General features: G+C 63.8%; 28 protein-coding genes. 10 read left to right on the plus strand and 18 right to left on the minus strand.

Features of this window, described 5'->3' with window-relative positions:
* Positions 1 to 43: 43 nt before the first annotated feature.
* Together IAE36_RS01910 and IAE36_RS01915 are read right to left on the minus strand one after the other, a co-directional pair.
* Positions 44 to 805, minus strand: a complete 762-nt coding sequence (locus IAE36_RS01910; protein WP_201209947.1) for a YdcF family protein — start codon at positions 803 to 805, stop codon at positions 44 to 46.
* Positions 806 to 921: 116 nt separating this feature from the next.
* Positions 922 to 1,236, minus strand: coding sequence for a hypothetical protein (locus tag IAE36_RS01915; protein WP_028632743.1), 315 nt, complete (start codon positions 1,234 to 1,236; stop codon positions 922 to 924).
* A 229-nt stretch (positions 1,237 to 1,465) separates the two neighbouring features.
* Between IAE36_RS01915 and leuS the strand changes: the two genes are divergently transcribed.
* The 5 genes from leuS to IAE36_RS01940 all read left to right on the plus strand — a co-directional run bounded on the left by leuS (position 1,466) and on the right by IAE36_RS01940 (position 7,482).
* On the plus strand, positions 1,466 to 4,072 hold the full coding sequence (gene leuS / locus IAE36_RS01920) for a leucine--tRNA ligase (RefSeq protein WP_201209955.1): 2,607 nt from the start codon (positions 1,466 to 1,468) through the stop codon (positions 4,070 to 4,072).
* 61 nt (positions 4,073 to 4,133) lie between these two features.
* Entirely contained in the window at positions 4,134 to 4,739 is a 606-nt protein-coding gene (locus tag IAE36_RS01925) for an LPS-assembly lipoprotein LptE (protein WP_028632745.1), read from the plus strand.
* Positions 4,740 to 4,778: 39 nt separating this feature from the next.
* Complete coding sequence (gene holA, locus IAE36_RS01930) at positions 4,779 to 5,816, plus strand: DNA polymerase III subunit delta (RefSeq protein WP_201209956.1); 1,038 nt, start codon at positions 4,779 to 4,781, stop codon at positions 5,814 to 5,816.
* A 124-nt stretch (positions 5,817 to 5,940) separates the two neighbouring features.
* A complete protein-coding gene (gene arfA / locus IAE36_RS01935; RefSeq protein ID WP_028632747.1) occupies positions 5,941 to 6,105 on the plus strand; it encodes an alternative ribosome rescue factor ArfA in 165 nt (54 codons plus the stop codon).
* 60 nt (positions 6,106 to 6,165) lie between these two features.
* Positions 6,166 to 7,482 carry a lytic murein transglycosylase gene (locus IAE36_RS01940; RefSeq protein WP_060481686.1) on the plus strand — a complete coding sequence of 439 codons (1,317 nt, stop codon included), beginning with the start codon at positions 6,166 to 6,168 and terminating at the stop codon, positions 7,480 to 7,482.
* A gap of 40 nt (positions 7,483 to 7,522) precedes the next feature.
* On the opposite strand, the gene IAE36_RS01945 is transcribed toward IAE36_RS01940, so the two are convergent.
* The 13 genes from IAE36_RS01945 to IAE36_RS02005 all read right to left on the minus strand — a co-directional run bounded on the left by IAE36_RS01945 (position 7,523) and on the right by IAE36_RS02005 (position 19,955).
* A complete protein-coding gene (locus IAE36_RS01945; protein WP_201210027.1) occupies positions 7,523 to 8,461 on the minus strand; it encodes a S66 peptidase family protein in 939 nt (312 codons plus the stop codon).
* Between the two features lie 106 nt (positions 8,462 to 8,567).
* On the minus strand, positions 8,568 to 9,584 hold the full coding sequence (gene lipA / locus IAE36_RS01950) for a lipoyl synthase (RefSeq protein WP_028632750.1): 1,017 nt from the start codon (positions 9,582 to 9,584) through the stop codon (positions 8,568 to 8,570).
* Between the two features lie 2 nt (positions 9,585 to 9,586).
* On the minus strand, positions 9,587 to 10,234 hold the full coding sequence (gene lipB / locus IAE36_RS01955; protein WP_028632751.1) for a lipoyl(octanoyl) transferase LipB: 648 nt from the start codon (positions 10,232 to 10,234) through the stop codon (positions 9,587 to 9,589).
* The gene (locus tag IAE36_RS01960) at positions 10,234 to 10,509 is read right to left on the minus strand and encodes a DUF493 domain-containing protein (protein ID WP_028632752.1); all 276 of its coding nucleotides are present in this window, start codon (positions 10,507 to 10,509) and stop codon (positions 10,234 to 10,236) included. The genes lipB and IAE36_RS01960 overlap by 1 nt, the downstream gene beginning before the upstream one ends.
* A gap of 72 nt (positions 10,510 to 10,581) precedes the next feature.
* Positions 10,582 to 11,742: a D-alanyl-D-alanine carboxypeptidase family protein gene (locus tag IAE36_RS01965; protein WP_028632753.1), complete on the minus strand. Its 1,161-nt coding sequence runs from the start codon at positions 11,740 to 11,742 to the stop codon at positions 10,582 to 10,584.
* 254 nt (positions 11,743 to 11,996) lie between these two features.
* The gene (locus IAE36_RS01970) at positions 11,997 to 12,998 is read right to left on the minus strand and encodes a septal ring lytic transglycosylase RlpA family protein (RefSeq protein ID WP_201209957.1); all 1,002 of its coding nucleotides are present in this window, start codon (positions 12,996 to 12,998) and stop codon (positions 11,997 to 11,999) included.
* Positions 12,999 to 14,009, minus strand: coding sequence for a lytic murein transglycosylase B (gene mltB, locus IAE36_RS01975; RefSeq protein WP_201209958.1), 1,011 nt, complete (start codon positions 14,007 to 14,009; stop codon positions 12,999 to 13,001).
* A 17-nt stretch (positions 14,010 to 14,026) separates the two neighbouring features.
* On the minus strand, positions 14,027 to 15,130 hold the full coding sequence (gene rodA / locus IAE36_RS01980; protein ID WP_042139378.1) for a rod shape-determining protein RodA: 1,104 nt from the start codon (positions 15,128 to 15,130) through the stop codon (positions 14,027 to 14,029).
* Positions 15,131 to 15,168: 38 nt separating this feature from the next.
* The gene (gene mrdA, locus IAE36_RS01985; RefSeq protein WP_028632756.1) at positions 15,169 to 17,058 is read right to left on the minus strand and encodes a penicillin-binding protein 2; all 1,890 of its coding nucleotides are present in this window, start codon (positions 17,056 to 17,058) and stop codon (positions 15,169 to 15,171) included.
* Positions 17,059 to 17,074: 16 nt separating this feature from the next.
* A complete protein-coding gene (rlmH, locus tag IAE36_RS01990; protein ID WP_028632757.1) occupies positions 17,075 to 17,542 on the minus strand; it encodes a 23S rRNA (pseudouridine(1915)-N(3))-methyltransferase RlmH in 468 nt (155 codons plus the stop codon).
* 6 nt (positions 17,543 to 17,548) lie between these two features.
* Positions 17,549 to 17,980, minus strand: coding sequence for a ribosome silencing factor (gene rsfS / locus IAE36_RS01995; protein ID WP_201161978.1), 432 nt, complete (start codon positions 17,978 to 17,980; stop codon positions 17,549 to 17,551).
* A 42-nt stretch (positions 17,981 to 18,022) separates the two neighbouring features.
* A complete protein-coding gene (gene nadD, locus IAE36_RS02000) occupies positions 18,023 to 18,715 on the minus strand; it encodes a nicotinate-nucleotide adenylyltransferase (protein ID WP_201209959.1) in 693 nt (230 codons plus the stop codon).
* Complete coding sequence (locus IAE36_RS02005) at positions 18,684 to 19,955, minus strand: glutamate-5-semialdehyde dehydrogenase (RefSeq protein ID WP_201209965.1); 1,272 nt, start codon at positions 19,953 to 19,955, stop codon at positions 18,684 to 18,686. Before IAE36_RS02005 ends, nadD begins: the two co-directional genes overlap by 32 nt.
* 172 nt (positions 19,956 to 20,127) lie before the next feature.
* Here IAE36_RS02005 and IAE36_RS02010 point away from each other — a divergent pair, with 172 nt between their 5' ends.
* Both IAE36_RS02010 and IAE36_RS02015 read left to right on the plus strand, forming a co-directional pair.
* A complete protein-coding gene (locus IAE36_RS02010) occupies positions 20,128 to 20,796 on the plus strand; it encodes a DNA-3-methyladenine glycosylase (protein ID WP_201209967.1) in 669 nt (222 codons plus the stop codon).
* Positions 20,797 to 20,799: 3 nt separating this feature from the next.
* Positions 20,800 to 22,119 (plus strand): bifunctional DedA family/phosphatase PAP2 family protein, encoded by a 1,320-nt coding sequence (locus IAE36_RS02015; RefSeq protein WP_201209969.1) that lies wholly within the window; start codon positions 20,800 to 20,802, stop codon positions 22,117 to 22,119.
* Between the two features lie 9 nt (positions 22,120 to 22,128).
* Here IAE36_RS02015 and IAE36_RS02020 read toward each other — a convergent pair whose 3' ends face one another.
* From IAE36_RS02020 to IAE36_RS02030, 3 genes are read right to left on the minus strand one after another with little or no spacing between them, the layout of a single operon-like run.
* Complete coding sequence (locus tag IAE36_RS02020) at positions 22,129 to 22,719, minus strand: LON peptidase substrate-binding domain-containing protein (RefSeq protein ID WP_201209971.1); 591 nt, start codon at positions 22,717 to 22,719, stop codon at positions 22,129 to 22,131.
* Positions 22,720 to 22,728: 9 nt separating this feature from the next.
* Positions 22,729 to 23,445 (minus strand): LrgB family protein, encoded by a 717-nt coding sequence (locus IAE36_RS02025; protein ID WP_028632764.1) that lies wholly within the window; start codon positions 23,443 to 23,445, stop codon positions 22,729 to 22,731.
* On the minus strand, positions 23,442 to 23,804 hold the full coding sequence (locus IAE36_RS02030; protein WP_028632765.1) for a CidA/LrgA family protein: 363 nt from the start codon (positions 23,802 to 23,804) through the stop codon (positions 23,442 to 23,444). Before IAE36_RS02030 ends, IAE36_RS02025 begins: the two co-directional genes overlap by 4 nt.
* Positions 23,805 to 23,940: 136 nt before the next feature.
* Between IAE36_RS02030 and IAE36_RS02035 the strand changes: the two genes are divergently transcribed.
* The 3 genes from IAE36_RS02035 to IAE36_RS02045 all read left to right on the plus strand — a co-directional run bounded on the left by IAE36_RS02035 (position 23,941) and on the right by IAE36_RS02045 (position 26,800).
* Complete coding sequence (locus IAE36_RS02035) at positions 23,941 to 24,396, plus strand: MaoC family dehydratase (protein WP_201209979.1); 456 nt, start codon at positions 23,941 to 23,943, stop codon at positions 24,394 to 24,396.
* A gap of 121 nt (positions 24,397 to 24,517) precedes the next feature.
* Positions 24,518 to 25,408 (plus strand): 50S ribosomal protein L11 methyltransferase, encoded by an 891-nt coding sequence (prmA, locus tag IAE36_RS02040; protein WP_028632767.1) that lies wholly within the window; start codon positions 24,518 to 24,520, stop codon positions 25,406 to 25,408.
* A 30-nt stretch (positions 25,409 to 25,438) separates the two neighbouring features.
* Positions 25,439 to 26,800, plus strand: coding sequence for a DUF3426 domain-containing protein (locus IAE36_RS02045; protein ID WP_201209980.1), 1,362 nt, complete (start codon positions 25,439 to 25,441; stop codon positions 26,798 to 26,800).
* Positions 26,801 to 26,986 lie beyond the last annotated feature (186 nt).

Raw genomic sequence — 26,986 nt, forward strand, 5'->3', positions numbered from 1 at the left:
GGTACCTCAGGCTCTGCTCGCCCCCCACGCGGGCGCGGGCGGTTCAATAAAACAAGCGGTAGCCTACCAAGCCTGCCATTTCATTGAGTAGCTGCCCGCTCTGCCACACCGATCGGCTCTCGGGCAGCAAGCCAGCGAAGGGGCGGGCAGGGTCGCGCCCCAGGAACCCCACCGGAGCTGGCACCACCGTGAACCCCGCCTGTTCGAAGCTCCAGCGCGAGCGCTGCATGTGCCAGGCTTGCGTCACCACCACCACCCGGCGCACGCCAAGCGGCTGCAACAGCGCTGCGGTCAGCTGGGCATTCTCCCAGGTGGTACGGCTGGCTTCTTCACGCCACTTCACCTGAACCCCGAAATCTTCGGCCAGGCTATCAGCCATCAACCCGGCTTCGCTTGGCGGCGTGCCGTAATGCAGGCCACCGCTGGTCAGTACCGGCAGCCCCGAAGCCTTGGCCAGGCGCGCCGCAAAACGCAGGCGCTCCAGCGCAGTCGGCGTCGGCTGGTCAGCCCCGGCCCAGGCAGGGTCGCCGCGCTCACGGCCAGCCCCCAGCACCACGATGGCATCGGCCCGGCGGCTGAGGTTCGCCCACTCGCCAGGCTCCAGCGCCGGCTCGGTTTCCAGCAACCGCGCCGCTTGCTGCACCGTCAACGGCAGGCTCAACAGCCAAAGGCCGCCAAGCCCCAAGGCGAAGCACAGCGCAGCAAGCCTGGGCCGTGTTCGCCGCAGCCACCAGGCGGCACCCAGTAACAGCAGCAACAGGCCAGGTGGCAGCAGCCATTGTTTGATGAAGTATCGGATGGGCATCAGCTACACCTCCTGGGCAGGCGTGCAGCCTAAAAGCATCGGCGCCGGCCAACAAGAGCAGACCGGCACCGATGGAGTACGCTCAGAAAATGGACCCAGGCCCGACGATGGCCTGGTCAGCGATGAGACGTTGCTCTTGAACGCGGCGCATGCGCGGGGCGTTTTCTGTCCTTGAGCCAGATGATCCTGGCCGATGCCGGCTCCGCTTGTGGGTAACTGCCGGCACAGCCCTCGGGGCGCGCCCGGAACGATTCCAGGTAAGCCCTGATCACCTCGAACTCGGCGTGGCTCAAACCACGCAATTCCAGTTCCGCAGGCATCTCGTCACGCAACTGCACCGACGCCCTGGCCGTCTCCAGGGCCAGCCCAAGGCGGTCGATCAGCCGTTCGTAAAGTTCTGGTTTGATTGCAGGTAGCTGCGACTCTCCCATCCGTTCACCTCATTGAAGATAAGACCATATCTCCCCCCACCACTGAGCTTAGCGTCGATGCCAAAAGCAGCCGGGCGCCGCGACCAGCGGGCATTCGCAACGAAGGTTTCCCACGATACGCAGCGCTGCTGTATGCTACGGCGTTCACTCCAGGCGACACCGGAGTGCCGGATGCAGCTAGGTTTCGCTGCCTGCAACAAGGTCTTTTCTCTCTCAGCCAAAAGTAGCCATGCACGAACAATACACGCCCCGTGACATAGAAGCCGCCGCCCAGACGTTCTGGGACGAGCAACAATCGTTCGCTGTTACCGAACAGCCAGGCAAAGATACCTACTACTGCCTATCGATGTTCCCGTACCCGAGCGGCAAGCTACACATGGGCCACGTGCGCAACTACACCATCGGTGACGTGATCGCGCGCTACCAGCGCATGCTGGGCAAGAACGTCCTGCAACCGATGGGCTGGGACGCTTTCGGCATGCCTGCTGAAAACGCGGCGATGAAAAACAACGTCGCCCCGGCCAAGTGGACCTACGAAAACATCGACTACATGAAGACCCAGCTCAAGAGCCTGGGTCTGGCCATCGACTGGGCCCGTGAAGTCACCACCTGCAAGCCTGACTACTACCGTTGGGAGCAGTGGCTGTTCACCCGCCTGTTCGAAAAAGGCATCATCTACCGCAAGAACGGCACCGTTAACTGGGACCCGGCTGACCAGACCGTACTGGCCAACGAGCAGGTCATCGACGGCCGTGGCTGGCGCTCGGGCGCGCTGATCGAAAAGCGCGAAATCCCGATGTATTACTTCCGTATCACCGACTACGCCGACGAGCTGCTGGAAAGCCTCGACGAACTGCCGGGCTGGCCCGAGCAGGTCAAGACCATGCAGCGCAACTGGATCGGCAAGTCCCGCGGCATGGAAGTGCAGTTCCCGTACGACCAGGCCAGCATTGGCCATGCAGGGGCGCTCAAGGTCTTCACCACGCGCCCTGACACCCTCATGGGCGCCACCTACGTTGCCGTTGCCGCCGAGCACCCGCTGGCCACCCAGGCCGCGCAAGGCAACCCGGCGCTGCAGGCGTTCATCGACGAATGCAAGGGCGGCAGCGTTGCCGAGGCCGACATGGCCACCCAGGAAAAGAAAGGCATGGCCACTTCCCTGCTGGTGGAGCACCCGCTCACCGGCGAGAAGCTGCCGGTCTGGGTCGCCAACTACGTGCTGATGCATTACGGCGACGGCGCCGTCATGGCAGTACCGGCCCACGACGAGCGCGACTTCGAGTTTGCCCACAAGTACAACATGCCGGTCAAGGCTGTGGTGCGCACCAGCGCAGGCGATGAAGTGGGCACCGAATGGCAGCCTGCCTACGGCGAACATGGCCAACTGATCAACTCCGGCGAATTCGATGGCCTGGACTTCGCCGGTGCCTTCGATGCTATCGAAGCCGCCTTGCTGCGCAAGGACCTGGGCAAGTCACGCACCCAGTTCCGGCTGCGCGACTGGGGTATCAGCCGCCAGCGCTACTGGGGCTGCCCTATCCCGATCATCCACTGCCCGTCCTGTGGCGACGTTCCAGTGCCGGAAGACCAGTTGCCGGTCACCCTGCCAGAAAACGTGGTACCCGACGGCGCCGGCTCGCCGCTGGCGCGCATGCCTGAGTTCTACGCGTGCACCTGCCCTAAATGCGGCGCCGAGGCCAAGCGCGAAACCGACACCATGGACACCTTCGTCGAGTCGTCCTGGTATTTCGCCCGCTACGCCTCGCCCAACTACGAAGGCGGCATGGTAGACCCGAAAGCCGCCAACCACTGGTTGCCGGTCGACCAGTACATCGGTGGTATCGAACACGCCATCCTGCACCTGCTTTACGCACGCTTCTTCCACAAGCTGATGCGCGACGAAGGCCTGGTCACCTCCAATGAGCCGTTCAAGAACCTGCTGACCCAGGGCATGGTGGTGGCCGAAACCTACTACCGTGTGGCCAGCAACGGCGGCAAGGACTGGTTCAACCCGGCCGACGTCGAAATCGAGCGCGATGCCAAGGCCAAGATCATTGGCGCACGCCTGAAAACCGACGGCCTGCCGGTTGAAATCGGCGGCACCGAGAAAATGTCGAAGTCGAAGAACAACGGCGTTGACCCGCAGTCGATGATCGACCAATACGGCGCCGACACCTGCCGCCTGTTCATGATGTTCGCCTCGCCGCCTGATGCCAGCCTGGAGTGGTCCGACTCCGGCGTCGAGGGCGCCAGCCGCTTCCTGCGCCGTGTCTGGCGCCTGGCCCAGGCCCATGTCGCCCAGGGCCTGCCGGGCAAGCTGGACGTCGCCGCCTTGGACGACGCGCAGAAGGTCATCCGCCGCGCCATCCATGCCGCCATCAAGCAGGCCAGCACCGACGTGGGCCAGTACCACAAGTTCAACACTGCCATCGCCCAGGTGATGACCGTGATGAACGTGCTGGAAAAAGCCCCGCAGGCCACCGAACAGGACCGTGCCTTGCTGCACGAAGGCCTGGAAGCGGTAACCCTGCTGCTGGCACCGATCACCCCGCACATCTCGCATGAGCTGTGGCAGCAACTGGGCCACCAGCAGGCGGTAATCGACGCAGGCTGGCCCGCCGTGGACGAAGCTGCCCTGGTGCAGGACAGCATCACCCTGGTGGTGCAGGTCAACGGCAAGCTGCGTGGCCAGGTCGAAATGCCCGCCGCCGCCAGCCGCGAGGAAGTCGAAGCCGCCGCCCGCAGCAACGAGAATGTCCTGCGCTTCATCGATGGCCTGACCATCCGCAAGGTCATCGTGGTACCGGGCAAACTGGTCAATATTGTCGCCAACTGATGGCAACGTCGGCCCGCAACCACTGCGGGCCGATGGAACAGGCTCACGAGGGAGCATCAACATGATCAAACGCAATCTGCTGGTAGTCGGCCTGGCGGTCATGCTCAGTGCCTGCGGTTTCCAGCTGCGCGGCACCGGTTCCAACGAACTGAACATCAAGGAAATGGACGTCAGCGCGCGCAACGCGTATGGCCCGACCGTGGTACAGGTACGCCAGGTGCTGGAAAGCAGTGGCGTGAACGTTCACGCGGGCGCACCGTACCGCCTGGCCCTGACCAACGAACAGGAGCGCGAGCGCTCGGTCACCTACAACAGCGGCAACCGCACTGCTGAATTCGAGCTGACCACCGAGCTGGACTACAGCATCCAGGGCCTGAACAACCTGGAACTGCTGAGCGACAAGGTGCAAGTGCGCAAAGTCTATGTGCGTGACGCCTCCAACATCACCGGCTCCGAGCAGGACGCCAAGCGCGCCCGCGACGAAATGCGCCGGGACCTGGTAAACGCCCTGATGGTGCGCCTGCAGAACCTGACCCCGTCGCAGCTGGACGAGCTTCAGCGCAAGGCAGACGCGCGCGCCAAGGCGGAAGCTGAAGCACTGGAGGCAGCTCGTCGCCAGCAGGCTGAGACGCCGCAGCAGTCGCCACTGGAAGTGCCGGGCAACTAAGCCCGTGCAGGGCGCCTTCGGGCGCCCTGCTCATCGCCCATGAAGCTCGCCCCCGCCCAGCTCAACAAACACCTGCAAGGCACTCTGGCCCCGGTCTACGTGGTCAGCGGCGACGACCCGCTGCTGTGCCAGGAGGCCGCCGATGCCGTGCGCAATGCTGCCCGCCAGCAGGGCTTCGATGAGCGCCAGGTGTTCAGCGCCGATGCCAATTTCGATTGGGGCACACTGCTGCAGGCTGGGGCCAGCCTATCGCTGTTTGCCCAACGCCGCCTGCTGGAGCTGCGTCTGCCTTCGGGCAAGCCGGGTGACAAAGGTGCCGCTGCGCTGATCGAGTACTGCAACAACCCTGCTGAAGACACCCTGCTACTGATCAGCTTGCCCAAGCTGGACGGCAGCGCGCAAAAGACCAAGTGGGGCAAGGCGCTGGTCGAGGGCCCTCACTGCCAGTTCATCCAGATCTGGCCGGTGGACGTGCACCAGTTGCCGCAGTGGATCAACCAGCGCCTGCAGCAGGCTGGCTTGAGCGCACAGCGTGACGCGGTGGACCTCATTGCTGCCCGCGTCGAAGGCAACCTGTTGGCTGCTGCCCAGGAAATCGAAAAGCTCAAGCTGCTGGCCGATGGTAGCCAGATCACGGTTGAAACCGTCCAGGGCGCGGTCGCCGACAGCGCTCGCTTCGATGTGTTTGGCCTGGTCGATGCCATTCTCAACGGCGAAGCGGCCCATGCATTGCGCATGCTCGAAGGGCTGCGCGGGGAAGGCGTGGAGCCACCGGTAATTCTGTGGGCCCTGGCGCGAGAGCTGCGCTTGCTGGCCGGCTTGGCCCAGCAATACAGCCAGGGTGTGCCACTGGACAAAGCGTTCAGCCAGGCGCGCCCGCCCGTATGGGACAAACGCCGCCCGCTGGTTAGCAAGGCCCTGCAACGGCTGACCGCGCAACGCTGGTCACAATTGCTGCAGGACGCCCAGCGCATTGATGCGCAGATCAAAGGGCAAGCCCAAGGCTCGCCCTGGCCCGGCCTGGCACGGCTGTGCCTGCTGATGGCTGGCCAACGCCTCGCCCTGCCGCCCCTGTAGGCGCGAAGGCCACCTTGCAACAGGTCACCCGGGTTGAAGCCCGACCATAAACACAATCAATTAGCCTCACCCGGCTGCAACCCCTACAGTGCGCCGCGAACCCACCCACACCGGGAGCTCCGCCATGAGCAAAAAGCCGAAAAAACACGGCCCCAACAAGGCCAAGTCCATCGTCGCCCAACCGCTGTTCCGCTGCCGCCAGGAACAACCGGAAAAAGGCAAAGGCAGCTACCGCCGCGAAGCCTTCCAATCGAGAGATTGGGAGGCTTCCTACTTTTTGGCTGCATGAAAGCATCCGGGCTGCAGGCATGATATGGTCTTCACCTGACCTGTAATTCTGGATCTGTGCATGCTCCTCCGTCCTCTTCCTCGTTGGGATACCCGCCAGCTGATCGCGGCGTCCAGCTTCATCCTGCTGGTCGCGTGTGCCGAAAAGCCCACGGCAGCCGACGCACTGCCGCTTGCACCTGCGCAACCGGCACCTGTGGTGAACGTGCCTGGCGCTGCACCTGACACCAGCACCGATATCCAACCCCTGCAAACCTTCGCCCAATGGCAGGCAGGCTTCCGCCAACAGGCCCTGCAAGCGGGTATCGCCCCGTCCACGTTCGACCGCGCCTTCGTTGGCGTCACGCCCGACATGGACGTGATCAAGGCCGATCGCAGCCAGCCCGAGTTCAGCCGGCCAGTGTGGGAGTACCTCGAGGGCGCGCTGTCCCCGCTGCGTGTGCGCAACGGCAAAAAGCTGTTGGAGCAGAACGCCGAGCTGCTGACCCGCATCGAGCAGCGTTATGGCGTGGACCGCCAGGTGCTGGTGGCGGTCTGGGGCATGGAGAGCAATTTCGGCCAGTTCCAGGGCAACAAGTCCGTCATCCGCTCACTGGCCACCTTGGCGTACGAAGGCCGCCGCCCGCAGTTCGCCCAGGACCAGCTGATTGCCGCGCTGCAGATCATCCAGCACGGCGATATCCAGCCAGAGGCCATGCGTGGCTCCTGGGCCGGCGCCATGGGCCAGACCCAGTTCATCCCCACCACCTACAACACCCACGCCGTGGACTTCGACGGTGATGGCCGCCGTGACATCTGGAACAGCACACCCGATGCGCTGGCCTCCACGGCCCACTACCTGCAAAGCTCGGGCTGGAAGCGCGGTCAGCCATGGGGCTTCGAAGTGCAGGTGCCGGCCGGCTTCGACTACTGGCAGGCAGATGGCACCCAGCGCAAGCCCGTAGCCGAATGGCTGGAGATGGGCGTGAAACTGCCCGCAGGCACGCAATTGCCGGCCGGCAGCAACCAGCTGTCGGCAGCCCTGCTGCTGCCCGCGGGTGCCAAAGGCCCCGCGTTTCTGGTGCTGGACAACTTCCGCGCCATTCTCAAGTACAACAATTCTTCGGCTTACGCGCTGGCAGTGAGCCTGTTGGGTGACCGCTTCACCGGCTGGGGTTTCATTGCCGGTAGCTGGCCGAAAGAGGACCTGCCCCTGAGCCGCAGCGAGCGTGTGGAACTGCAAAACCTGCTCAATGCCAGAGGGCATGAGGCGGGGAACGCGGATGGCATCATCGGCGCCAATACCCGCAAGGCAATACGCACCGCCCAGCAAGGGCTGGGGTGGCCGGCAGACGGCTACCCGACTCAGAAGCTGCTCGAAAGCTTGCGCCAGCAGTAACGCTAACGGGCTGCAGGGCTACCCTGCAGCCCCGGCACGTTCACACCTCGAACAGGTTCTGCTCCAGCACCAGCGCCTGCGCATCGCTGTCCAGGGTCACCCGTGCGCCAAGCGGCAGGCACACGTTGGGGTCGCAGTGGCCGCTGCGCCACCCCGCCAGCACCGGCACACCCAACGGCGCAAATGTATCACGCAGCAACGGCGTCAACGCCGCCGTGGTGATGCCAGCAAAGTCACCCACCAACACCCCTTTCACCCCCTGCAGCTTGCCCGCCAGACGCAACTGGGTCAGCAGGCGATCAACCCGGTACAGCGGCTCATTGACGTCCTCGATGAACAGGATGCAGCCCTGGGTGTCCAGCTCCGCCAGCGTGCCCATCGTCGCGCCCAGCATCGACAGGTTGCCACCCAGCAGCGGCCCGCTGGCAGCGCCTGGCAGCACGGTCGTCAGCGCGAAGTCAGCCGGGTGCACGATTGGCCCCCCTGCCCTCACCAGCCCGCTCAATTGTGCCAACAGCGACGCCTCGGTAAGTGCCCGCTTGCCACCCAGCAAGTCGGCATTGAGCATGCCACCGTGGAAGGTAATCAACCCCGTGTGCCGGTAGAAAGCGGTGTGCAGTGCCGTGATGTCGCTGTAACCGATCAACGGTTTAGGGTTACGCCGCACCTGCTCGAAATCGAGCTGATCGAGCAGGCGCATGCTGCCGTAGCCCCCGCGCATGCACAAAATGGCATCGACCTCAGGGTCGGCAAACGCACCCTGCAGGTCGTGCAACCGCTGGCTGTCCGCGCCCGCCAGGTACCCCTCGGCCTGGGTGGCGCCCGGGAAAACACGGCAGCGGTAACCGCGATCGGCAAACCACTGCATCGCCTTCTGCGTGTCCAGGCGTGCCGGGCCCGCAGGGGCAACCACCGCAAAACAGCTACCCGGGCGGACCGGCCCGGGCAACGCAATGGCAAGGGCTTCAACACAGTTCATCATGCAACTCCGAATAGCGTATGCCCGACAGCTTAAGGCCTGTGAGCCGCAAAAAAAATGCCGATGCTACCCCAGGGCGCATCGGCATTTTTGCACACGCTATAACTCAGAGCTTGATCTTGGCTTCGTGCGCCTGCTGGTCGGCATGGTAGGACGAGCGCACCAGTGGCCCGGACGCAACGTTCTTGAAGCCCATCTTGTAGCCTTCCTCGGCGAACCAGGCAAAGGTATCCGGGTGCACGAAACGCTGCACCGGCAAGTGGCTGCGGGACGGTTGCAGGTACTGGCCCAGGGTGAGCATGTCGATATCATGCTCGCGCATGCGGTGCATCACCTCGATGACTTCTTCGTCGGTTTCACCCAGGCCCAGCATCAGGCCCGACTTGGTCGGTACATGGGGCACCAACTGCTTGAATTTCTGCAGCAGGTCCAGGGACCAGTCGTAGTCCGAACCGGGGCGCGCGGCCTTGTACAGGCGCGGTACGGTTTCAAGGTTATGGTTGAACACGTCTGGCGGCTCTTGCGCGGTGATTTCCAGCGCAACGTCCATGCGGCCGCGGTAGTCCGGCACCAGGGTTTCCAGCTGCACACCCGGCGACAGGGCACGAATTTCGCGGATGCAGTCGGCAAAGTGCTGGGCACCACCGTCACGCAGGTCATCACGGTCTACGGAGGTGATGACCACGTACTTGAGGCGCAGGTCGGCGATGGCAACGGCCAGGTTCTTCGGCTCGTCCACATCCAGTGGCTTAGGCCGACCATGCCCCACGTCGCAGAACGGGCAGCGACGGGTGCAGATGTCGCCCATGATCATGAAGGTGGCGGTGCCGCCCGAGAAGCACTCGCCCAGGTTAGGGCAAGAGGCCTCTTCGCAGACGCTGTGCAGCTTGTGCTTGCGCAGCAGCTGCTTGATACGGTCCACCTCGGGCGATACCGGGATGCGCACACGAATCCAGTCGGGCTTCTTCGGCAACTCGTCGGTGGGGATGATCTTCACCGGAATGCGGGCTACTTTTTCGGCACCACGCAGCTTGACCCCGGCTTCCACCTTCTTTGGCGCCGGGCGCGGGGTGACGTCCTGGGTAGGGATCAGGTTCGGCACGGCTTCTTGCACAATAGTCATATTCAGTCGATTCCGCCCGTGAGGGTCGTCTGCTCAGCGTAGTCGAGGTGCTTGACCAGCTGTCCGCGCAGCCTCGTCCTGACCTCGTCGAGTTCGATCGGGCCTGCCAGGTCACGCAGCTGGGTCATGGCCAGCCCCGCATAACCGCAGGGGTTGATTCGGCGGAATGGCGCAAGGTCCATGTCCACGTTCAGGGCAAGGCCGTGAAACGAACGGCCGTTGCGAATGCGCAGGCCGAGGGAGGCAATCTTGGCTCCATCGACGTAGACACCCGGCGCATCGGGCTTGGCCGCAGCCTGCACGGCGTAACTGCCCAGCAGGTCGATCAAGGTGCGCTCGATGCGGCTTACCAGGTCGCGCACACCAAACCCAAGCCGACGCACATCCAGCAGCAGGTAGGCCACCAGTTGCCCGGGGCCATGGTAGGTCACCTGGCCACCGCGGTCGGTCTGCACCACCGGGATGTCGCCCGGCACCAGCAGGTGCTCGGCCTTGCCAGCCTGGCCCTGGGTGAACACCGCTGGGTGCTCGACCAGCCAGACTTCGTCCTGAGTATCCGGGCCGCGCTGCTCGGTAAAGCGCCGCATGGCCTCCAGCACCGGTTCATAGGGCTGCAGGCCAAGCTCGCGAAAACCGAGACAGCCGGGCATCACAGTACCATTTTCACGATGCCGGTTGCGCGCAAGGCGCTGTTGATATCGTGCAGCTGGTTTTCGCTTTCCGCCACGATGTGCAACTGCACGGTGGTGTACTTGCCTTCCTTGCTTTGCCGCTCGGCCAACGTGGACAGATCGACCTTGGCGTACTTGCTGAGGATTTCGATCACGGTGTCCTTGAAGCCGACAACGGTGTCGCCAATGACCTTGATCGGGTAATCGGCGCACGGGAATTCGATTTTATGGGATTTGACGTCTGGTTCGCTCATGGCGGAAACGGCCTCACAAGCCGTGGCAACAACAACGCCCCCGCGGCTGCGCGGGGGCGTGCAGGTCACGTATCAGTTGAACAACCCGAAGAAGAATAGGCGGATGCTATCCCACATACGGCGGAAGATACCACCTTCCTCGACGCCATCGAGGGCGATCAGGTCGGCGCTGTGAACCACTTTGTCGTCCAGTTTGACTTCGACCTTACCGATCACGTCGCCTTTGGCGATGGGGGCAGTCAGCTGCGGGTTCATGGTCATCGAAGCCTGCAGGCGCTTGAGCTGGCCTTTAGGCATGGTCATGGTCAGGTCTTCTGCCAGGCCGGCCTTCACTTCGCTGGTAGCGCCCTTCCACACCGGGGCCTTGGCCAGCTCAGTACCCTTCTGGTAGAAGGTCTGGGTTTCGAAGAAGCGGAAGCCGTAGGTCAGCAGCTTCTGGGTTTCAGCAGCGCGGGACTGCTCGCTGTTGGTACCGAACACCACGGCAATCAGGCGCTGGCCGTCACGTACGGCGGAGGCCACCATGCAGTAGCCGGCTTCCTCGGTGTGGCCGGTTTTCAGGCCGTCGACCGTCTTGTCGCGCCACAGCAGCAGGTTGCGGTTAGGCTGCTTGATGTTGTTCCAGAAGAACTCTTTTTGCGAGTAGATGGCGTAGTGGGCCGGGTCGACGTTGATGATCGCACGGGCCAGGGTCGCCATGTCGTGGGCAGAGGAATAGTGCTCTGGGTTCGGCAGGCCGGTCGGGTTCATGAAGTGGCTGTTGGTCATGCCCAGGTCGGCAGCCGTCTTGTTCATCATGTCGGCGAAGGCGTCTTCGCTGCCGGCGATGTGCTCGGACAGGGCCACAGACGCGTCGTTGCCCGACTGGATGATGATGCCGTGCAGCAGGTCGCTGACGGTGACCTGGCTGCCCACCTTGATGAACATGCGCGAACCACCGGTACGCCAGGCGTTCTCGCTGACGGTAACGGGGTCGTTTTCACCAATTTGGCCACGACGGATGTCCAGTGTGGCGATGTAGGCGGTCATCAGCTTGGTCAGGCTGGCTGGCGGCAGGCGCTCGTCACCGTTGTTCTCGACCAGCACGTTGCCGCTGGACGCGTCCATGAGTACATAGGACTTGGCTGCCAACTGGGGCGGTGCCGGGGTCATCTGCTCGGCCGCGAAGGCGGCCGGCGTGATCATCAGCAGTACGGGCAGGCAAAGTCGTTTGGCAAGGTTGGTGATATTCATCCGTCTCTCGAAAATCGCTAATGGTCTGAGATGTTTCCTGGGCAAGCGCATGCGCCCAGCACCCGTCATTCTGCTTGTATGGCCGTCGGCCTGATGCGGCATCATGCCGCTGCGGGCAAAACCGGCATTGTACATGGCCGGCACCGGCAGTTCATGACAAAAGCGGCAAGCTGCAAGCTTCAAGCTGCAAGAAAAGGCAGATTGGCTTTTCCTTGCGGCTTGCAGCTGGCGGCGTGCCGCCTGCCGCCCGCCGGTCAGTCTGTGACCAGCTTGGCCTGGCCCAAGTTCGCCAGGCGGATGCTGTTCTGCGCCTGCTGGATTTCACCCTGGCTGTTGATCGGCCCCAGGCGCACGCGGTGCAGGGTCTGCTGGTTGCGTACGATCGAGCTGATGAACACGGGCGCGCTGACCATGCTGCTGAGCTTGGAGCGCAACAGCTCGGCGGCGTCCGGGTTGGCGAAGGCCCCCACCTGCAGGAAGCTGCCGGCGTTGCCACCCGGCACGTTGTTGCCACCCACCTGCACCGGCACCACAGGCGCCGCGTGCTGTTGCGGCGGCGGGGTCCACTGCTCTACGCGGCCGGTGTTGGCCGGTATCGCCTGGGTCTGGGCCACCTGCGGCTCCTTGAGCACCAGCGGCGGCGTCTGGCCGCGCTGGGCCCACCACTGCTGAGGGTCGATGCCCTCCACACGCACGTGTGCAGTGCCGGTTTCGGCGTAGCCAAGCTTCTTCGCAGCCGCATACGACAAGTCGATGATGCGGTCCGAGTAGAACGGGCCACGGTCATTTACCCGCAGGACGACGCTGCGGCCGTTGGCCAGGTTGGTGACCCGCACATAGGCAGGCAGCGGCAACGTCTTGTGCGCGGCGCTCATGCCGTACAGGTCATACAGCTCACCGTTGGCGGTGTTCTGGCCATGGAACTTGGTGCCGTACCACGACGCAGTACCCTCGGCGCGGTAGTTGCGCGCATCCTGCATCGGGTAGTAGGTCTTGCCCAGCACGGTGTACGGGTTGGCCTTGTAGTTGCCGGTGTGCACGGTGGGGGTGGCGTCCGGGATCTTGTTGACATCCACATCCCACCAGGGCGCGCCGTCTTTGTGTGCCCGGTTGATGTCCAGGCCAGGCTGGCTGCGCACCACATTACCACCGCTGCTTTGCGGTGCCGGGCGGCTGGAGGAACAGCTGGCCAGCACCAGGCCGACGGCCAGGCAGGTGAACAGCTTGAAAGAAGTGGCAGAGATGATTGCGCGCATTTACTTGACGCCCCGTGCTTGGACCAGCTGTTCCGAAAGCTGATGCACCGCCATGGCATACATCACGCTGCGGTTGTAGCGAGTGATCGCATAAAAGTTCTTCAGGCCCAGCCAGTACTCAGGGCCGTTTTCACCCTCCAGGCGGAAGGCGGTTACTGGCAGATCGTCACGCAGCGCATCATGAACCGACCAGCCAAGGGCACGCAACTGCCCCACCGTGCTCGCCGGATCGATGCCGGTGGTCAGGCCCTGGTCGGCGCGTTCACCCTGCACCGTGGCACGGCTGACTACGCCTTGGCCGGCAACCCAGCCATGGCGCTTGAAGTAGCTGGCAACGCTGCCAATCGCATCGTCCGGGTTGGTCCAGATATTGATGTGGCCGTCGCCATCGAAGTCCACCGCGTAGTTGCGAAAGCTGCTCGGCATGAACTGCGGCAGCCCCATGGCGCCGGCATACGAGCCCTTCAGCGTAAGCGGGTCCAGCTGCTCATCGCGGGCCAGCAGCAAGAACTCGCGCAATTCCTTGCGGAAGAACTCCGCCCGTGGCGGGTAATCGAAGCCCAGGGTCGACAGGGCATCGATCACCCGGTAGTTGCCGGTGTTGCGGCCAAAGAAGGTTTCCACGCCGATGATGGCGACGATGTACTGCGCCGGCACGCCATATTCCTGCTCGGCCCGCGCCAGCACCGCCTCGTGCTGCCGCCAGAAGTCCACGCCCCGCGCGATGCGGGCATCGGTGAGGAACATCGGCCGGTACTCCTTCCACGGCTTGACCCGTTCGGCCGGCCGCGAAATGGCGTCAAGAATCGACTGCTTGCGCTGCACTTCACGGAACACGCCCATCAGTTGCTCGGGGGCAAAGCCATAGTCGCGGCTCATCTCGGCGACCAGCTCGGCCACCTGGGGCGAATGCTCATAGTCGCCGGCATGGGCCAGCTGTACAGCGCCGAACAGGCCCACCGCACCAAACCACGGCGCACAACGGGCAGCCCAGTTACGCACTGCTTGCATCAAATTCTTCACCTTTTTCAAACCTGTGCGATCCATTTGCGGTGCGTATGGATCGACATCAAAACGCCAAACGCTGACAGCAGCGTCACCAATGAAGTTCCGCCATAGCTGATGAAGGGCAGCGGTACACCTACTACCGGCAGAAGGCCGCTCACCATGCCGATATTGACGAATACGTATACAAAGAAAGTCATGGTCAGGCTGCCGGCCAGCAGCTTGCCGAACAGGGTCTGGGCCTGGGCGGTGATCATCAGGCCGCGGCCGATCAGCAGCAGGTACACGATCAACAGCAGGCAAATACCCACCAGGCCGAATTCCTCGCCAAGCACGGCGATGATGAAGTCGGTGTGGCTTTCGGGCAGGAAGTCCAGGTGCGACTGGGTACCCAGCAGCCAGCCTTTGCCAAATACCCCGCCCGAACCGATCGCCGCCTTGGACTGGATGATGTTCCAGCCGGTACCCAGGGGGTCGCTTTCCGGGTCCAGGAAGGTCAGCACGCGCTGTTTCTGGTAGTCGTGCATCACGAAGAACCACATCGCCACGGCCACCGGCACCGTGGCGGCCAGCACGCTGAGAATCCAGCGCCAGCGCAGGCCACCCATGAACAGCACGAAAGCCCCGGATGCCAGAATCAGCAGCGCGGTGCCCAGGTCTGGCTGGCGCACGATCAGGATGAACGGCACGCCGATCAGCACCAGGCTAATGGCCACGTGCTTCAAATGCGGCGGCAGCGTGCGCTTGGACAGGTACCAGGCGATGGTCGCCGGCATGATGATCTTCATGAATTCCGAGGGCTGGAAGCGTATGACCCCCGGAATGTTGATCCAGCGGGTCGCACCCATGGCGTTATGGCCCATGACGTCCACCACCACCAGCAGCAACACCCCCGTGAGGTAGGCCAACGGCACCCAACGGGCCATGAAACGCGGCTCCAGTTGGGCGATGACGAACATGGACACCAGCCCGATGCCGAACGAGGTGGCCTGCTTGAGCAGCAGGTCCCAGTTCTTGCCACTGGCCGAATACAGCACGAACAGGCTGCCCGCCGCCAGGGTGAGCAGAATGATCAGCAGAGGGCCGTCAACGTGGATGCGCTGCAGGAAGCTGGCGCGGCGACGCATCACATCCTCGCTGGAGAGCATGCGGTCGAAATTGTTCATCACAGGGGCGATTCCTGGGTAACGGTGGCAGGTGCGAGCTCAGGCTTGAGCCGCCCATTTTCATCGAGCAACCAGGCATCCATGATCTGGCGTACCACCGGCGCCGCCACACCCGACCCCGACTCGCCGTTCTCGACCATGACCGACACCACGATCTTCGGGTCGTCAGCCGGCGCAAAGGCGACGAACAGCGCGTGGTCGCGGTGGCGCTCCTGAAGCTTGTTGCGGTCGTACTTCTCGCCCTGCTTGATGGCCACTACCTGGGCGGTACCGCTCTTGCCGGCGATGCGGTACTGGGCGCCGAGGGCTGCCTTGCGCGCCGTACCGCGGGCACCATGCATCACCTGCTCCATGCCATGGGTAACCCTGCCCCAGTCGGCCTTGTCGCGCAGCACGATGTTGTCCATGGGGTTTTCGTCCACCGGTGGCTGGCCTTCGATGGTCTTGGCCAGGTGCGGGCGGTTCCATACCCCCTTGTTGGCGATCAGCGCCGTGGCCTGGGCCAGCTGCAAAGGCGTTGCCTGCATGTAGCCCTGGCCAATGCCCAGAATGAGGGTTTCACCCGGGAACCACGCCTGCCTGCGGGTGGCGCGTTTCCATTCGCGGGACGGCATCAACCCGGCAGACTCCTCGAACATGTCCAGCGACACCCGCTGGCCGATGCCGAACTTGCCCATGTAGCTCGACAGCCTGTCGATGCCCATCTTGTGCGCAAGGTCGTAGAAGTAGGTGTCGTTGGAACGCATGATCGCGGTGTCCAGGTCTACCCAGCCGTCGCCGGTGCGGTTCCAGTTACGGTATTTGTGGTCGTAATTGGGCAGTTGGTAGTACCCCGGGTCGAACACCCGGCTGCTGGCGTTGACCACGCCGCTGTCCAGGCCGGCAATGGCCACGGCTGGCTTGATGGTCGACCCCGGCGGGTACAGGCCACGCAGAATGCGGTTGAACAGCGGCCGGTCGATCGAATCGCGCAGCTCGGCATAGGCCTTGAAGCTGATGCCGGTGACGAACAGGTTGGGGTCGAAGCTCGGCTGGCTGACCATGGCCAGCACCTCGCCCGTGCGCGGGTCCAGCGCCACCACGGCGCCACGTCGGCCCGCCAGGGCAGCCTCGGCGGCTTCCTGCAGCTTGATGTCCAGGCTCAGCACAATGTCCTTGCCCGGCTTGGGGTCGGTGCGCTTGAGTACCCGCAGTACACGGCCGCGGGCGTTGGTTTCGACCTCTTCATAGCCCACCTGGCCGTGCAACGCATCTTCGTAGAAGCGCTCGACACCGGTCTTGCCGATGTGATGGGTACCGCTGTAGTTCACCGGGTCGAGGGTTTTCAGCTCTTTCTCGTTGATGCGCCCCACGTAGCCTACCGAGTGGGCGAAGTGCGCACCCTGTGGGTAATGCCGCACCAGTTGGGCAACCACCTCCACCCCAGGCAGGCGAAACTGGTTCACGGCCACCCGGGCGATCTGCTCTTCATTCAACTCGAACAGGATGGGCACCGGCTCGAACGGCCGACGGCCCTGGCGCATGCGCTTCTCGAACAGGGCACGGTCGTCGGGGGTGAGTTCCAGCACCTCCACGATGCTGTCCAGCACCTCCTGCCAGTTGCCGGCACGTTCGCGGGTCATGGACAAACTGAAGCTGGGACGGTTGTCGGCGACGACCACCCCGTTGCGGTCGAAGATCAGCCCGCGGGTGGGCGGGATCGGCTGCACATGCACCCGGTTGTTCTCCGACAGCGTCGAATGGTAGTCGTACTGGATGATCTGCAGGTAATACAGCCGCGCAATCAGCACGCACACCAGCAGCATGACCGCCACGGCGCCGACCACGACGCGGTTGCGCACAAGACGGGCGTCTTTCTCGTGGTCCTTGAGGCGGATCGGCTGCGACATCGGGCTGCTTACAGGTTCATTTGTGGTAAGGGTGCCCGGACAATACCGTCCAGGCGCGGTAGATCTGCTCGCCGATGAGTATCCTTACCAACGGGTGCGGCAATGTCAGTGGCGACAATGACCAGCGTTGCTCGGCCCGTGCGCACACCTCCGGCGCCAGGCCTTCCGGGCCACCGACCATCAGGTTGACCGTGCGTGCATCGAGCCGCCAGCGGTCCAGCTCGCCTGCCAACTGCTCGGTGCTCCAGGGCTTGCCATGCACCTCGAGCGTAACGATGCGCTCGCCCTGCTGCACCTTGCCGAGCATGGCCTCGCCCTCCTGACGAATCAGGCGGGCGACGTCGGCATTCTTGCCGCGGGTGTTCAGCGGAATTTCCACCAGCTCCAGCGACAACTCTGCAGGCAGGCGCTTGGCATATTCGTGCCAGCCTTCCTCCACCCACTTCGGCATGCGCGAGCCGACCGCGATCAGGCGCAGACGCATGGCGCCTTACTCGCGGTCTTTGAGCTTGTCGGTGAAGTAGTCACTGGTGTTTTCCGGGCTGTGATGCTTGGCATCGGCGGCGCGGCTTTGCTCGGCACCCACCCACAGGCGCTCCAGGTCGTAGAACTGGCGGGCAGCGGCGGTCATCATGTGCACGATGACATCATTCAGGTCCAGGAGCACCCAATCGCTGTCGCCCTTGCCTTCTTCACCCAGTGGCTGGGCGCCTTCTTTCTTGACCGCTTCACGGACCTTTTCCAGCATCGCGTTGATCTGGCGGTTGGAGGTACCGGTGGCGATGATCATGTAGTCGGTCAGGCTGTGCTTTTCACGCACGTCGATGACCTGGATATCTTGTGCCTTGACGTCTTCCAGTGCGCTGATGGTCAGTTTGACCAGTTCTTCGCCAGCGATGCCGTTGGTTTTCTGCTTGCTCATATAAACTCGTTCAACTCTTTGAATGAGGCGCCAGGGGCGCCGTCAGTTGGGTGCACGATACAGCTCGTGCGCCTCGATGTAGGCCAGTACGGCGTCCGGCACCAGGAACCTCACCGATCTGCCGCTGGCCAGCAGCTGTCGGATCTGTGTAGCCGACACCGCAAGCGGCGTCTGCCAGACGAACGAAATATTTCCCGCCGGGCCGGACATGGCGGTGGGATCGCTCTCGGAGCGCGCAGCCAGCAGGTTGCGCAACTCGTCAGGGGGTTCTACGTCGGCATCCGGGCGCTGCAGCACCAGGATGTGACAGTGTTGCAGCAATTCGTCCCAACGGTGCCAGCCAGGCAGCCCGCAAAAGGCATCCCAGCCCAGCAACAGGAACAGCTGGTCGTCAGCGGCCAGTTCCGCCCGCACCGACTCCAGGGTGTCGATGGTGTACGACGGCTTGTCTCGTGCCAGTTCACGCGCATCCACACTCAGCCCTGGCACACCTTGTACAGCACATTGCACCATGGCCAGGCGATGGTGCGCGGTCACCTGCGGGGTATCGCGGTGCGGCGGCCGGGCGTTGGGCAGCAGGCGCAGCTCATCCAGCCCCATGAACTCGGCCACTTCCAGCGCACTGCGCAGGTGGCCGATGTGCACGGGGTCGAAGGTGCCGCCAAGAATGCCGACGCGCCGGGTAGCCTGGGCCTTGCTCAACTCAGCAGGACTCCTGGCCACGCAATTGGCCATCACCGATGACCACGTACTTCTCGCACGTCAGGCCTTCCAGGCCAACCGGGCCGCGCGCGTGCAGCTTGTCGGTGGAAATGCCGATTTCAGCACCCAGGCCGTATTCGAAACCGTCAGCGAAGCAGGTAGGGGTATTGAGCATGACCGACGCCGAGTCGACTTCTGCCATGAACCTGCGCGCTTCACCTTGATGCTCGGTGAGGATCGAGTCGGTGTGGTGCGAACCGTAGTGGTTGATATGTTCGATGGCCTGGTCCAGGCCGTCGACCACACGAATGGAGAGCAACGCGTCGAGGTATTCGGTGTGCCAGTCCTGCTCGGTGGCGGCCTGTGCGTCAATCAATGCGCACGTGCGCTCGCAACCGCGCAACTGCACGCCCTTGTCCTGGAAGCGGCGGGCCATTTCCGGCAGGAAGCGAGCCGCCACCTGCTGGTCGACCAGCAGGGTTTCCATGGCACCGCAGATGCCATAACGGTAGGTCTTGGCATTGAACGCCACAGGCCAGGCTTTCTCCAGGTCGGCATGCTGGCTGACGTAGATATGGCAGATACCGTCCAGGTGCTTGATGACCGGCACACGGGCATCGCGGCTGATACGCTCGATCAGCCCGCGCCCACCACGGGGCACGATGACATCGACGAACTCGGGCATGCTGATCAGCGCGCCCACCGCTTCGCGATCGGTGGTTTCCACCACCTGCACCACGGCAGCTGGCAACCCCGCAGCCGCCAGGCCGCGCTGAATGCACGCAGCAATGGCGCGGTTGGAATGAATGGCCTCGGAGCCGCCGCGCAGGATGGTGGCGTTACCCGACTTGAGGCACAGGCTGGCCGCATCGATGGTCACGTTCGGCCGCGATTCGTAGATGATCCCGATCACCCCCAGCGGGACGCGCATCTTGCCTACCTGAATACCGGACGGGCGGTAGCTCATGTCTCGGATGGCACCGACCGGGTCGGGCAGGCCGGCCACCTGACGCAGGCCAGTGATCATGCCATCGATGCGCGCAGGGGTGAGCGCCAGGCGATCGAGCAGCGCCGGCTCCAGGCCATTGGCGCGGCCTTGGGCGAGGTCCTGCTCATTGGCAGCCGTGAGTTCGGCACGACCGGCGTCCAGAGCGTCGGCAGCCGCTTGCAGCGCGCGGTTTTTCTGCGCGGTGGTGGCACGGCCGATCACCCGGGACGCTTCGCGTGCGGCGCGACCAAGGCGGGTCATGTAGTCAAGAACGGACTCAGTCATGGGTTCGGTGTCTTGGCGAAGGGGAAATCGGCTGATTATAACTGTCATGCAGGTGTACGCCCAGCGGCGGGTGGCGGATGGTCGAAATAAGGGTGGGTCTGGATTGCAGCGTTCAGCCTCGATTAAGCATTTCATTGCTATCATTGCGCCTTCCCACCCGCGAACCGCCCGCATGCCAGCACTGCCCGACAGCTTCTTCGACCAGGATGCCCAGGCCTTGGCCAAGGCCCTCCTGGGCAAGGTCATCCGCCACCGCCAAAGCAACCTGTGGCTGGCCGCCCGCATCATCGAAACCGAGGCCTACTACCTCACCGACAAAGGCAGCCACGCCTCGCTGGGCTATACCGAAAAGCGCAAGGCGCTGTTTCTCGAAGGCGGCCACATCTACATGTACTACGCCCGTGGCGGCGACTCGCTCAACTTCAGTGCGCAGGGCCCCGGCAACGCCGTACTGATCAAGTCTGCCTACCCCTGGCAGGACGCCCTGTCCGGCCCCGACAGCCTGGCGCAGATGCAACTCAACAACCCCGATGCCAGCGGCAACCTGCGCCCGCCCGAGCGCCTGTGCGCCGGCCAGACCTTGCTGTGCAAGGCACTGGGCCTGAAAGTGCCGCACTGGGACGCACAGCGGTTCGACCCCCAGCGGCTCTATGTGGAAGACTGCGCCAGCCCAGTACCCCGGGTGATCCAGGCCGCCCGCCTGGGCATCCCTCATGGCCGCGACGAACACCTGCCCTACCGCTTTGTCGACGCCGAGTACGCCCGCTTCTGCACACGGAACCCGTTACGCCGCGGCCAAGTCGAAGGCCGCGACTTCTTTACTCTGCAACAAGGGAGCTGAACCATGGACCAATGGCTCGACAGCCTCACCGGCTGGCTGGGTGCCAACCCCCAATGGCTTGGCCTGGCGATTTTCGTGGTGGCCTGCATCGAATGCCTGGCCATCGCCGGCATCATCGTGCCGGGTACCGTGTTGCTGTTTGCAGTGGCAGTGCTGGCCGGTAATGGCGCCCTGAGCCTGGGTGAAACACTGCTGCTGGGTTTTCTCGGCGGCCTTCTCGGCGATGCACTGTCGTACACAGTGGGCAAGTACTTTCACCAGAACATTCGGCGCCTACCCTTGCTGCGCCACCACCCCGAGTGGATCGGCGGCGCAGAAGCCTACTTCCAGCGCTACGGCATCGCCAGCCTGCTGGTAGGCCGCTTCATCGGCCCGCTGCGGCCTATGCTGCCGATGGTGGCCGGCATGTTCGACATGCCGCTGCTGCGCTTCGCTGCTGTCAGCCTGCTGGCGGCCGCCGGCTGGTCGGTAGCCTATCTGCTGCCCGGCTGGGCCACGGGTGCAGCCATGCGCCTGCCGTTGCCCGAGGGGTTCTGGCTGCAAGCCGGCATCGTCGCCGGCACCCTGGCGGTGATTATCGGGGTGAGCCTGAGCACCAGCATCCGTGACCACCGCCACGGCACCCGGGTAATTGCCGGGCTCAGCCTGCTGGCCTTGACCGGCGTGTTCCTGGGGTGGCCTTACCTGCACGCGTTCGACCAGGGCGTGATGACGCTGGTGCAGGAACACCGCAGCCAGGCCTATGACGGCGCCGTGGTACTGGTGACCCGACTGGGGGACTTCCGTACCCAGCTGTTTCTGGGCGGGTTGCTGACCGGTCTGCTGTTGCTGGCCCGGCAGTGGCGCCATGCCTTCTTCGCCGGCGGCGCGCTCATGGGCACCGCCATCGCCAACGGTACGCTGAAGTGGCTGTTTGCCCGTGCCCGCCCGGAGGTACTGACCGACCCACTGACCAGCTACAGCATGCCCAGCGGGCACAGCTCTGCTTCGTTCGCGTTCTTTCTGGTAATGGCAGTGCTTGCCGGGCGCGGCCAGCCGCCGAGAATGCGCCTCACCTGGGTGGTGATCGGCTGCATCCCTGCCTTGTCGATCGCGCTGTCGCGGGTGTACCTGGGTGCACACTGGCCCACCGACATTCTGGCCGGGGCCTTGTTGGCCTGCTGCGTGTGTGCGCTAAGCCTGACACTGGTGCAGTATCGCCAGCCTTTGGCGCCACTGCCGCAAAAGGTATGGTGGCTGATACTGCCAGCATGCCTGGCCCTGTTCGCCTACTTTGCCACCCATTCGTTTCCCCATGCCCTGCTGCGCTATCAGTATTCGTGAGGCGGCAGCCTAGACGAACAGCTCGCCCTGTATCCGCTCCAACAGCTTCTGGATTTCGCCCAGCCGCTGCTGGGGCGAATCGAGGCTGAGCAAGTCCAGCTTGTCTTCTTCCATGAACGGCAGCAGGTAAGCCAGCTGGTTGGCCAGCGCCTGCCGCCCGTCTACCGGGCGCGGCATGTCCAGCGCTTCGACCATGGGGTGTTCACCCAGCGCCACCAACAACGCCAGCAAGTCGTCGTCCGCGTCTTGCAAGGGGCTGTCTGGCGCCTCCGACAGCCACTGCACCTGCCCCACCAGCAACTGGTCCTTCTGCACCTCGGTGGCATCCAGGGTGAAACGCCGCACACCTTCCACCCGGATACCGAGCAAGCCATTGTCCTGCTGGGCGAAGTCGCGGATCAACGCTTCGCAACCAATGGAGGCGACCACCGGCGGTGCCTTGCCCACCTGCTCACCTTCGACGATGCACACTACACCGAAGCCCTCGCCCTGCTTCATGCAGCGCCCGATCATGTCCAGGTACCGGGCCTCGAATATCTGCAGGTCCAGGAAGCAGCCCGGGAACAGCACGGTATCGAGGGGAAACAGCGGTAACGTCATTTCAAGTCCTCACGCCACCAGGCTGACAGCCAGCGGCAGGAACACCGCAGTCGCCACGCCCATCAGGCTCATCGCCAGCGCGGCAAAGGCGCCGCATTCGTCACTTTCCTGCAAAGCCACCGACGTGCCGACCGCGTGGGCGGTCACCCCCAGCGACATGCCACGGGCTTCCGGGCTGTGCACACCGCAGCGGCTCAGCAAGGCCGGGCCAAATATGGCCCCGAGCACCCCGGTGATCAGCACGAACACCGCCGCCAGCGCCGCCACGCCGCCAATCTGTTCGGCCACCAGCATGGCGATGGGCGAGGTGACCGACTTGGGCGCCATGGTCATCAGGATCATGTGTTCGGCACCAAACCACCAGCCCAGCAGCAGGCAGCAAAGCGTGGCGAACAGCCCCCCGAGTACCAGCGTAGTAAAGGTTGGCCAGAACAGCTGACGAATGCGCCGCAGGTTCAGGAACAGCGGTACCGCCAGGGCGACCGTAGCCGGGCCCAGCAGGATATTCATGATTTCGGTGCTCTTGCGGTACTCGCGGTAGTCGATACCACAGACAAGCAGCACGCCGATTACCAGGGCCATCGACACCAGCACCGGTTGCAGGAAGATCCAGCGCGTCTTCTCGTACCCTGCCAGCACCAGTTGATACGCACCCAGGGTAATGCCGATACCGAACAGTGGATGATGCACCACGGCGTCGAGTGCGCCCTGCCAGTCGAGCATCATGGCTGCTCCTCGCGCCTGGCCTGGCGATGGATGAGCTTCTGCATCAACACGCCGACGAACACCAGGGTGAGCAGGCACGAAATCAACAGCGCGCCCACAATCGCCCAGAAGTCATCGGCGATGTCACGGGCATACACCATCACCCCTACCGCAGGCGGCACCAGCAGCAGCGGCAGGTACCGCAGCAGGCTACCAGCCGCCAGGTTCAGGGGCTCGCCCACCTCGCCACGCACCATCAGGAAGCACAGCAACAGCAACAGCCCCAGGATCGGCCCCGGCAAGAACGGCAGCAGCAGGTGATTGAGCGCCGTACCCAACAGCTGGAACAGCACCAGCCAGGTCAAACCACGCAACAGCATAAGCATCTCCTTATGGCATGCGGCCCATTATAAGCATGCACCTGCAGTAGTCATCGAACCCTGCGTAACTTGACTGAACGCAGGGCGCGTGCTGATCTAGCACTTTCGTACCAACTACAACGGTGGAGACATTGCGATGCCCCAGGTACCGGTAACAGCGCTGTCGCAGTACGTTGGCAAGCCACTGGGCCATTCGGCCTGGCTGCAAATTGACCAGCAGCGTATCAACCTGTTCGCCGAAGCGACCGGGGACTTCCAGTTCATTCACGTCGACCCGCAGAAGGCCGCTCAAACGCCTTTCGGCGGCACCATCGCCCATGGCTTCCTCACCTTGTCCCTGATACCCACGCTGATCGAGGACATCCTGGTGCTGCCGCAAGGCCTGAAGATGGTGGTGAACTACGGGCTGGACAGCGTGCGCTTCATGCAGCCGGTAAAGGTCGACAGCCAGGTGCGGTTGAAGGTGGACCTGGCCGGGGTGACGGAGAAGAAACCGGGGCAGTGGTTGCTCAAGGCAATTGCCACCCTGGAAATAGAGGGTGAAGAAAAGCCTGCCTATATCGCGGAGTCGCTCTCGCTGTGTTTCGTCTAGGCACCACGGGGGCTATCCCAGGGGCTATCCCAGGCTTCTCTACAAACCCTCTGCACTCGCGTAAACTGCCAGCCTTTGTGCAGCCCAGGCTGCCCCTGTCGATTTAGCAAAGGTGCCCGCCATGCCCTGGCTGCAAGTACGCCTGGCCATCAGCCCGGAACAAGCCGAAACCTACGAAGATGCGCTGCTGGAAGTGGGCGCAGTTTCGGTGACCTTCATGGACGCCGAAGATCAGCCGATCTTCGAGCCAGACCTCAACACCACGCCACTGTGGTCGCACACTCACCTGCTGGCCCTGTTCGAGGCCGATACCCAGCCCGAGCAGGTGTTCGCCCACCTGCGCCTGCTGACCGACGACGAGCTGCCTCAACACCAGGCTGAGGTGATCGAGGACCAGGACTGGGAGCGCAGCTGGATGGACAACTTCCAGCCGATGCGCTTCGGCCGTCGCCTGTGGATCGTGCCCAGCTGGCACGACGCCCCGGAAAAAAACGCCGTCAACCTGCTGCTCGACCCGGGCCTGGCGTTCGGCACTGGCACCCACCCCACCACCGCGCTGTGCCTGGAATGGCTGGATGGCCAGGAACTGCAGGGCACCCAGGTACTGGACTTCGGCTGCGGTTCGGGCATTTTGGCCATTGCAGCCTTGCTGCTGGGGGCCCGTGAAGCCGTGGGTACCGACATCGACGTGCAGGCCATCGAAGCCTCGCGGGACAACGCCCAGCGCAACGGCATCGCCGATGACAAGCTGGCACTCTACCTGCCTGAGCACATGCCGGCCATGCAGGCCGACGTACTGGTCGCCAACATCCTGGCCGGGCCGCTGGTTTCGCTCGCACCGCAGTTGTCCGGGCTGGTTCGCCCAGGCGGCCTGCTGGCATTATCGGGCATCCTCGCCGAACAGGGCGAAGAAGTGGCCGCCGCCTATGCTGCCGATTTCGAGCTCGACCCCATCGTCGTTCGCGACGGCTGGGTGCGTATCAGTGGTCGCCGCCGCCCAGCGCGCCCATAACCATCCCCTGCACAGCCTCCGGATTGCCGCATGACCGACAGTTTCGTCACCCAGTGCCCGCATTGCCAGACCAGCTTTCGCGTCACTCACCACCAGTTGAGCGTGGCCCGTGGCGTGGTGCGCTGCGGCCAATGCCTGCAGGTGTTCAACGCTGCCAAGCAACTGCTGGAGCAAAACCGCGCCCAGGCAGGCAGCACACCGGTGGCACCCGCGGCCGACAGCGAGGGTGCAGCAGCGCCCGCCAGCCAACCGGTGCTGGCTGCCGCGCCCGTAGAGCCCGTCGCGGGCGAGCCGGCCGATACGCCAGAAGCCGCCCTAGCCCGCACCACCCAGGCCCTGGACGAACTCGACCTGGACATGGAACTGGAGCGCCTGGAGCGCCGCGGGCAGTCACCGCAATCGCGCCCGGCCAATGCTGACGGCGGTTTGCAGGCACGGCGCGACGAGCCCCATGCGCAAGACCCTGCAGACGATCTGTTTGGTACCGCCACCGACGAACCGCTGGAGCCGCAACAGGCCGCAGCCGCCCCGCTGCTAAGCGAACCACCGCCCCCAGGCCTGGTGCCCGGTGAGCGTAACGAACCCACCTTTACAGGCAGCCTGGACCTCGACGCCGACGATGAGCCCACCCTGCAGCGCGGGGTCGTGATCGAGGATGAACCGCACCGCGACCCGCCAATGCGCACTGACCCTGACGATGTTCCTATCCAGGGCCTGAGCGCCCTGGATGACGAACCGCCGGCACTGCACATTTCCGCCCGCGACGACGATGACGCCACCCCACCCACCGTGGCAGGCGAGCGCCTGGAGCCCGGCCTGTCGGGCAAGCCCGAGCGCCCACGGCGCAAGGAGCCGTTGGTGGACGTGGTGGACGACCCGCTGCAGCTGGGCTGGGAAAAGCCCGCCCCCAACTGGGGCAAGCGTATTCTGTGGACAATACTGACGCTGCTGGCCGCAGGCCTGCTGGCCTTGCAGTACGTGTGGTTCCACTTCGACGAGCTGGCCCGCCAGGACCAGTATCGCCCCCTGTTCGAGAACATCTGCCCTGCCGTAGGCTGCCAGGTGCCGTCACGGGTCGATATCGCCCGCATCAAGAGCAGCAACCTGGTGGTGCGCAGCCACCCGGACTTCAAGGGCGCCCTGATCGTGGATGCAATCATCTACAACCGCGCCCCCTTCGCCCAGCCGTTCCCGCTGCTGGAACTGCGCTTCGCCGACCTCAATGGCCAGTTAATTGCCAGCCGGCGCTTCAAGCCCAGTGAATACCTGTCTGGCGAACTGGCGGGCCGCGGCGAAATGCCCAGCCAAACCCCCATCCACATCGCCCTGGACATCCTCGACCCAGGCCCGAAAGCCGTCAACTACAGCCTCAGCTTCCGTTCCCCAGAGTAAGCTGCAAGCGGCAAGCTTCAAGCGGCAAGATAAAGGCAGCGGCGGTTCGGGCTTCTGTCTTGCAGCTTGCCGCTTGCAGCTTGCCGCTTGCAGCTTGCCGCTCAAGGCTGCAAGCCGAAAACTGCTCAGATTTTATCCAAATCCATCTTTATCCAGTCATCGAGAGCGGGTATCATGCCAACCCTT

Source organism: Pseudomonas sp. S36, from assembly GCF_016647875.1.
Classification (GTDB): domain Bacteria; phylum Pseudomonadota; class Gammaproteobacteria; order Pseudomonadales; family Pseudomonadaceae; genus Aquipseudomonas; species Aquipseudomonas parafulva.

Bases quoted from the DNA above. Each gene is read 5' to 3' on its own strand.
- IAE36_RS01910 (WP_201209947.1), bottom strand. From the start codon at position 805: ATGCCCATCCGATACTTCATCAAACAATGGCTGCTGCCACCTGGCCTG.
- IAE36_RS01915 (WP_028632743.1), bottom strand. From the start codon at position 1,236: ATGGGAGAGTCGCAGCTACCTGCAATCAAACCAGAACTTTACGAACGG.
- leuS (WP_201209955.1), top strand. From the start codon at position 1,466: ATGCACGAACAATACACGCCCCGTGACATAGAAGCCGCCGCCCAGACG.
- IAE36_RS01925 (WP_028632745.1), top strand. From the start codon at position 4,134: ATGATCAAACGCAATCTGCTGGTAGTCGGCCTGGCGGTCATGCTCAGT.
- holA (WP_201209956.1), top strand. From the start codon at position 4,779: ATGAAGCTCGCCCCCGCCCAGCTCAACAAACACCTGCAAGGCACTCTG.
- arfA (WP_028632747.1), top strand. From the start codon at position 5,941: ATGAGCAAAAAGCCGAAAAAACACGGCCCCAACAAGGCCAAGTCCATC.
- IAE36_RS01940 (WP_060481686.1), top strand. From the start codon at position 6,166: ATGCTCCTCCGTCCTCTTCCTCGTTGGGATACCCGCCAGCTGATCGCG.
- IAE36_RS01945 (WP_201210027.1), bottom strand. From the start codon at position 8,461: ATGAACTGTGTTGAAGCCCTTGCCATTGCGTTGCCCGGGCCGGTCCGC.
- lipA (WP_028632750.1), bottom strand. From the start codon at position 9,584: ATGACTATTGTGCAAGAAGCCGTGCCGAACCTGATCCCTACCCAGGAC.
- lipB (WP_028632751.1), bottom strand. From the start codon at position 10,234: ATGCCCGGCTGTCTCGGTTTTCGCGAGCTTGGCCTGCAGCCCTATGAA.
- IAE36_RS01960 (WP_028632752.1), bottom strand. From the start codon at position 10,509: ATGAGCGAACCAGACGTCAAATCCCATAAAATCGAATTCCCGTGCGCC.
- IAE36_RS01965 (WP_028632753.1), bottom strand. From the start codon at position 11,742: ATGAATATCACCAACCTTGCCAAACGACTTTGCCTGCCCGTACTGCTG.
- IAE36_RS01970 (WP_201209957.1), bottom strand. From the start codon at position 12,998: ATGCGCGCAATCATCTCTGCCACTTCTTTCAAGCTGTTCACCTGCCTG.
- mltB (WP_201209958.1), bottom strand. From the start codon at position 14,009: ATGCAAGCAGTGCGTAACTGGGCTGCCCGTTGTGCGCCGTGGTTTGGT.
- rodA (WP_042139378.1), bottom strand. From the start codon at position 15,130: ATGCGTCGCCGCGCCAGCTTCCTGCAGCGCATCCACGTTGACGGCCCT.
- mrdA (WP_028632756.1), bottom strand. From the start codon at position 17,058: ATGTCGCAGCCGATCCGCCTCAAGGACCACGAGAAAGACGCCCGTCTT.
- rlmH (WP_028632757.1), bottom strand. From the start codon at position 17,542: ATGCGTCTGCGCCTGATCGCGGTCGGCTCGCGCATGCCGAAGTGGGTG.
- rsfS (WP_201161978.1), bottom strand. From the start codon at position 17,980: ATGAGCAAGCAGAAAACCAACGGCATCGCTGGCGAAGAACTGGTCAAA.
- nadD (WP_201209959.1), bottom strand. From the start codon at position 18,715: ATGGCCAATTGCGTGGCCAGGAGTCCTGCTGAGTTGAGCAAGGCCCAG.
- IAE36_RS02005 (WP_201209965.1), bottom strand. From the start codon at position 19,955: ATGACTGAGTCCGTTCTTGACTACATGACCCGCCTTGGTCGCGCCGCA.
- IAE36_RS02010 (WP_201209967.1), top strand. From the start codon at position 20,128: ATGCCAGCACTGCCCGACAGCTTCTTCGACCAGGATGCCCAGGCCTTG.
- IAE36_RS02015 (WP_201209969.1), top strand. From the start codon at position 20,800: ATGGACCAATGGCTCGACAGCCTCACCGGCTGGCTGGGTGCCAACCCC.
- IAE36_RS02020 (WP_201209971.1), bottom strand. From the start codon at position 22,719: ATGACGTTACCGCTGTTTCCCCTCGATACCGTGCTGTTCCCGGGCTGC.
- IAE36_RS02025 (WP_028632764.1), bottom strand. From the start codon at position 23,445: ATGATGCTCGACTGGCAGGGCGCACTCGACGCCGTGGTGCATCATCCA.
- IAE36_RS02030 (WP_028632765.1), bottom strand. From the start codon at position 23,804: ATGCTGTTGCGTGGTTTGACCTGGCTGGTGCTGTTCCAGCTGTTGGGT.
- IAE36_RS02035 (WP_201209979.1), top strand. From the start codon at position 23,941: ATGCCCCAGGTACCGGTAACAGCGCTGTCGCAGTACGTTGGCAAGCCA.
- prmA (WP_028632767.1), top strand. From the start codon at position 24,518: ATGCCCTGGCTGCAAGTACGCCTGGCCATCAGCCCGGAACAAGCCGAA.
- IAE36_RS02045 (WP_201209980.1), top strand. From the start codon at position 25,439: ATGACCGACAGTTTCGTCACCCAGTGCCCGCATTGCCAGACCAGCTTT.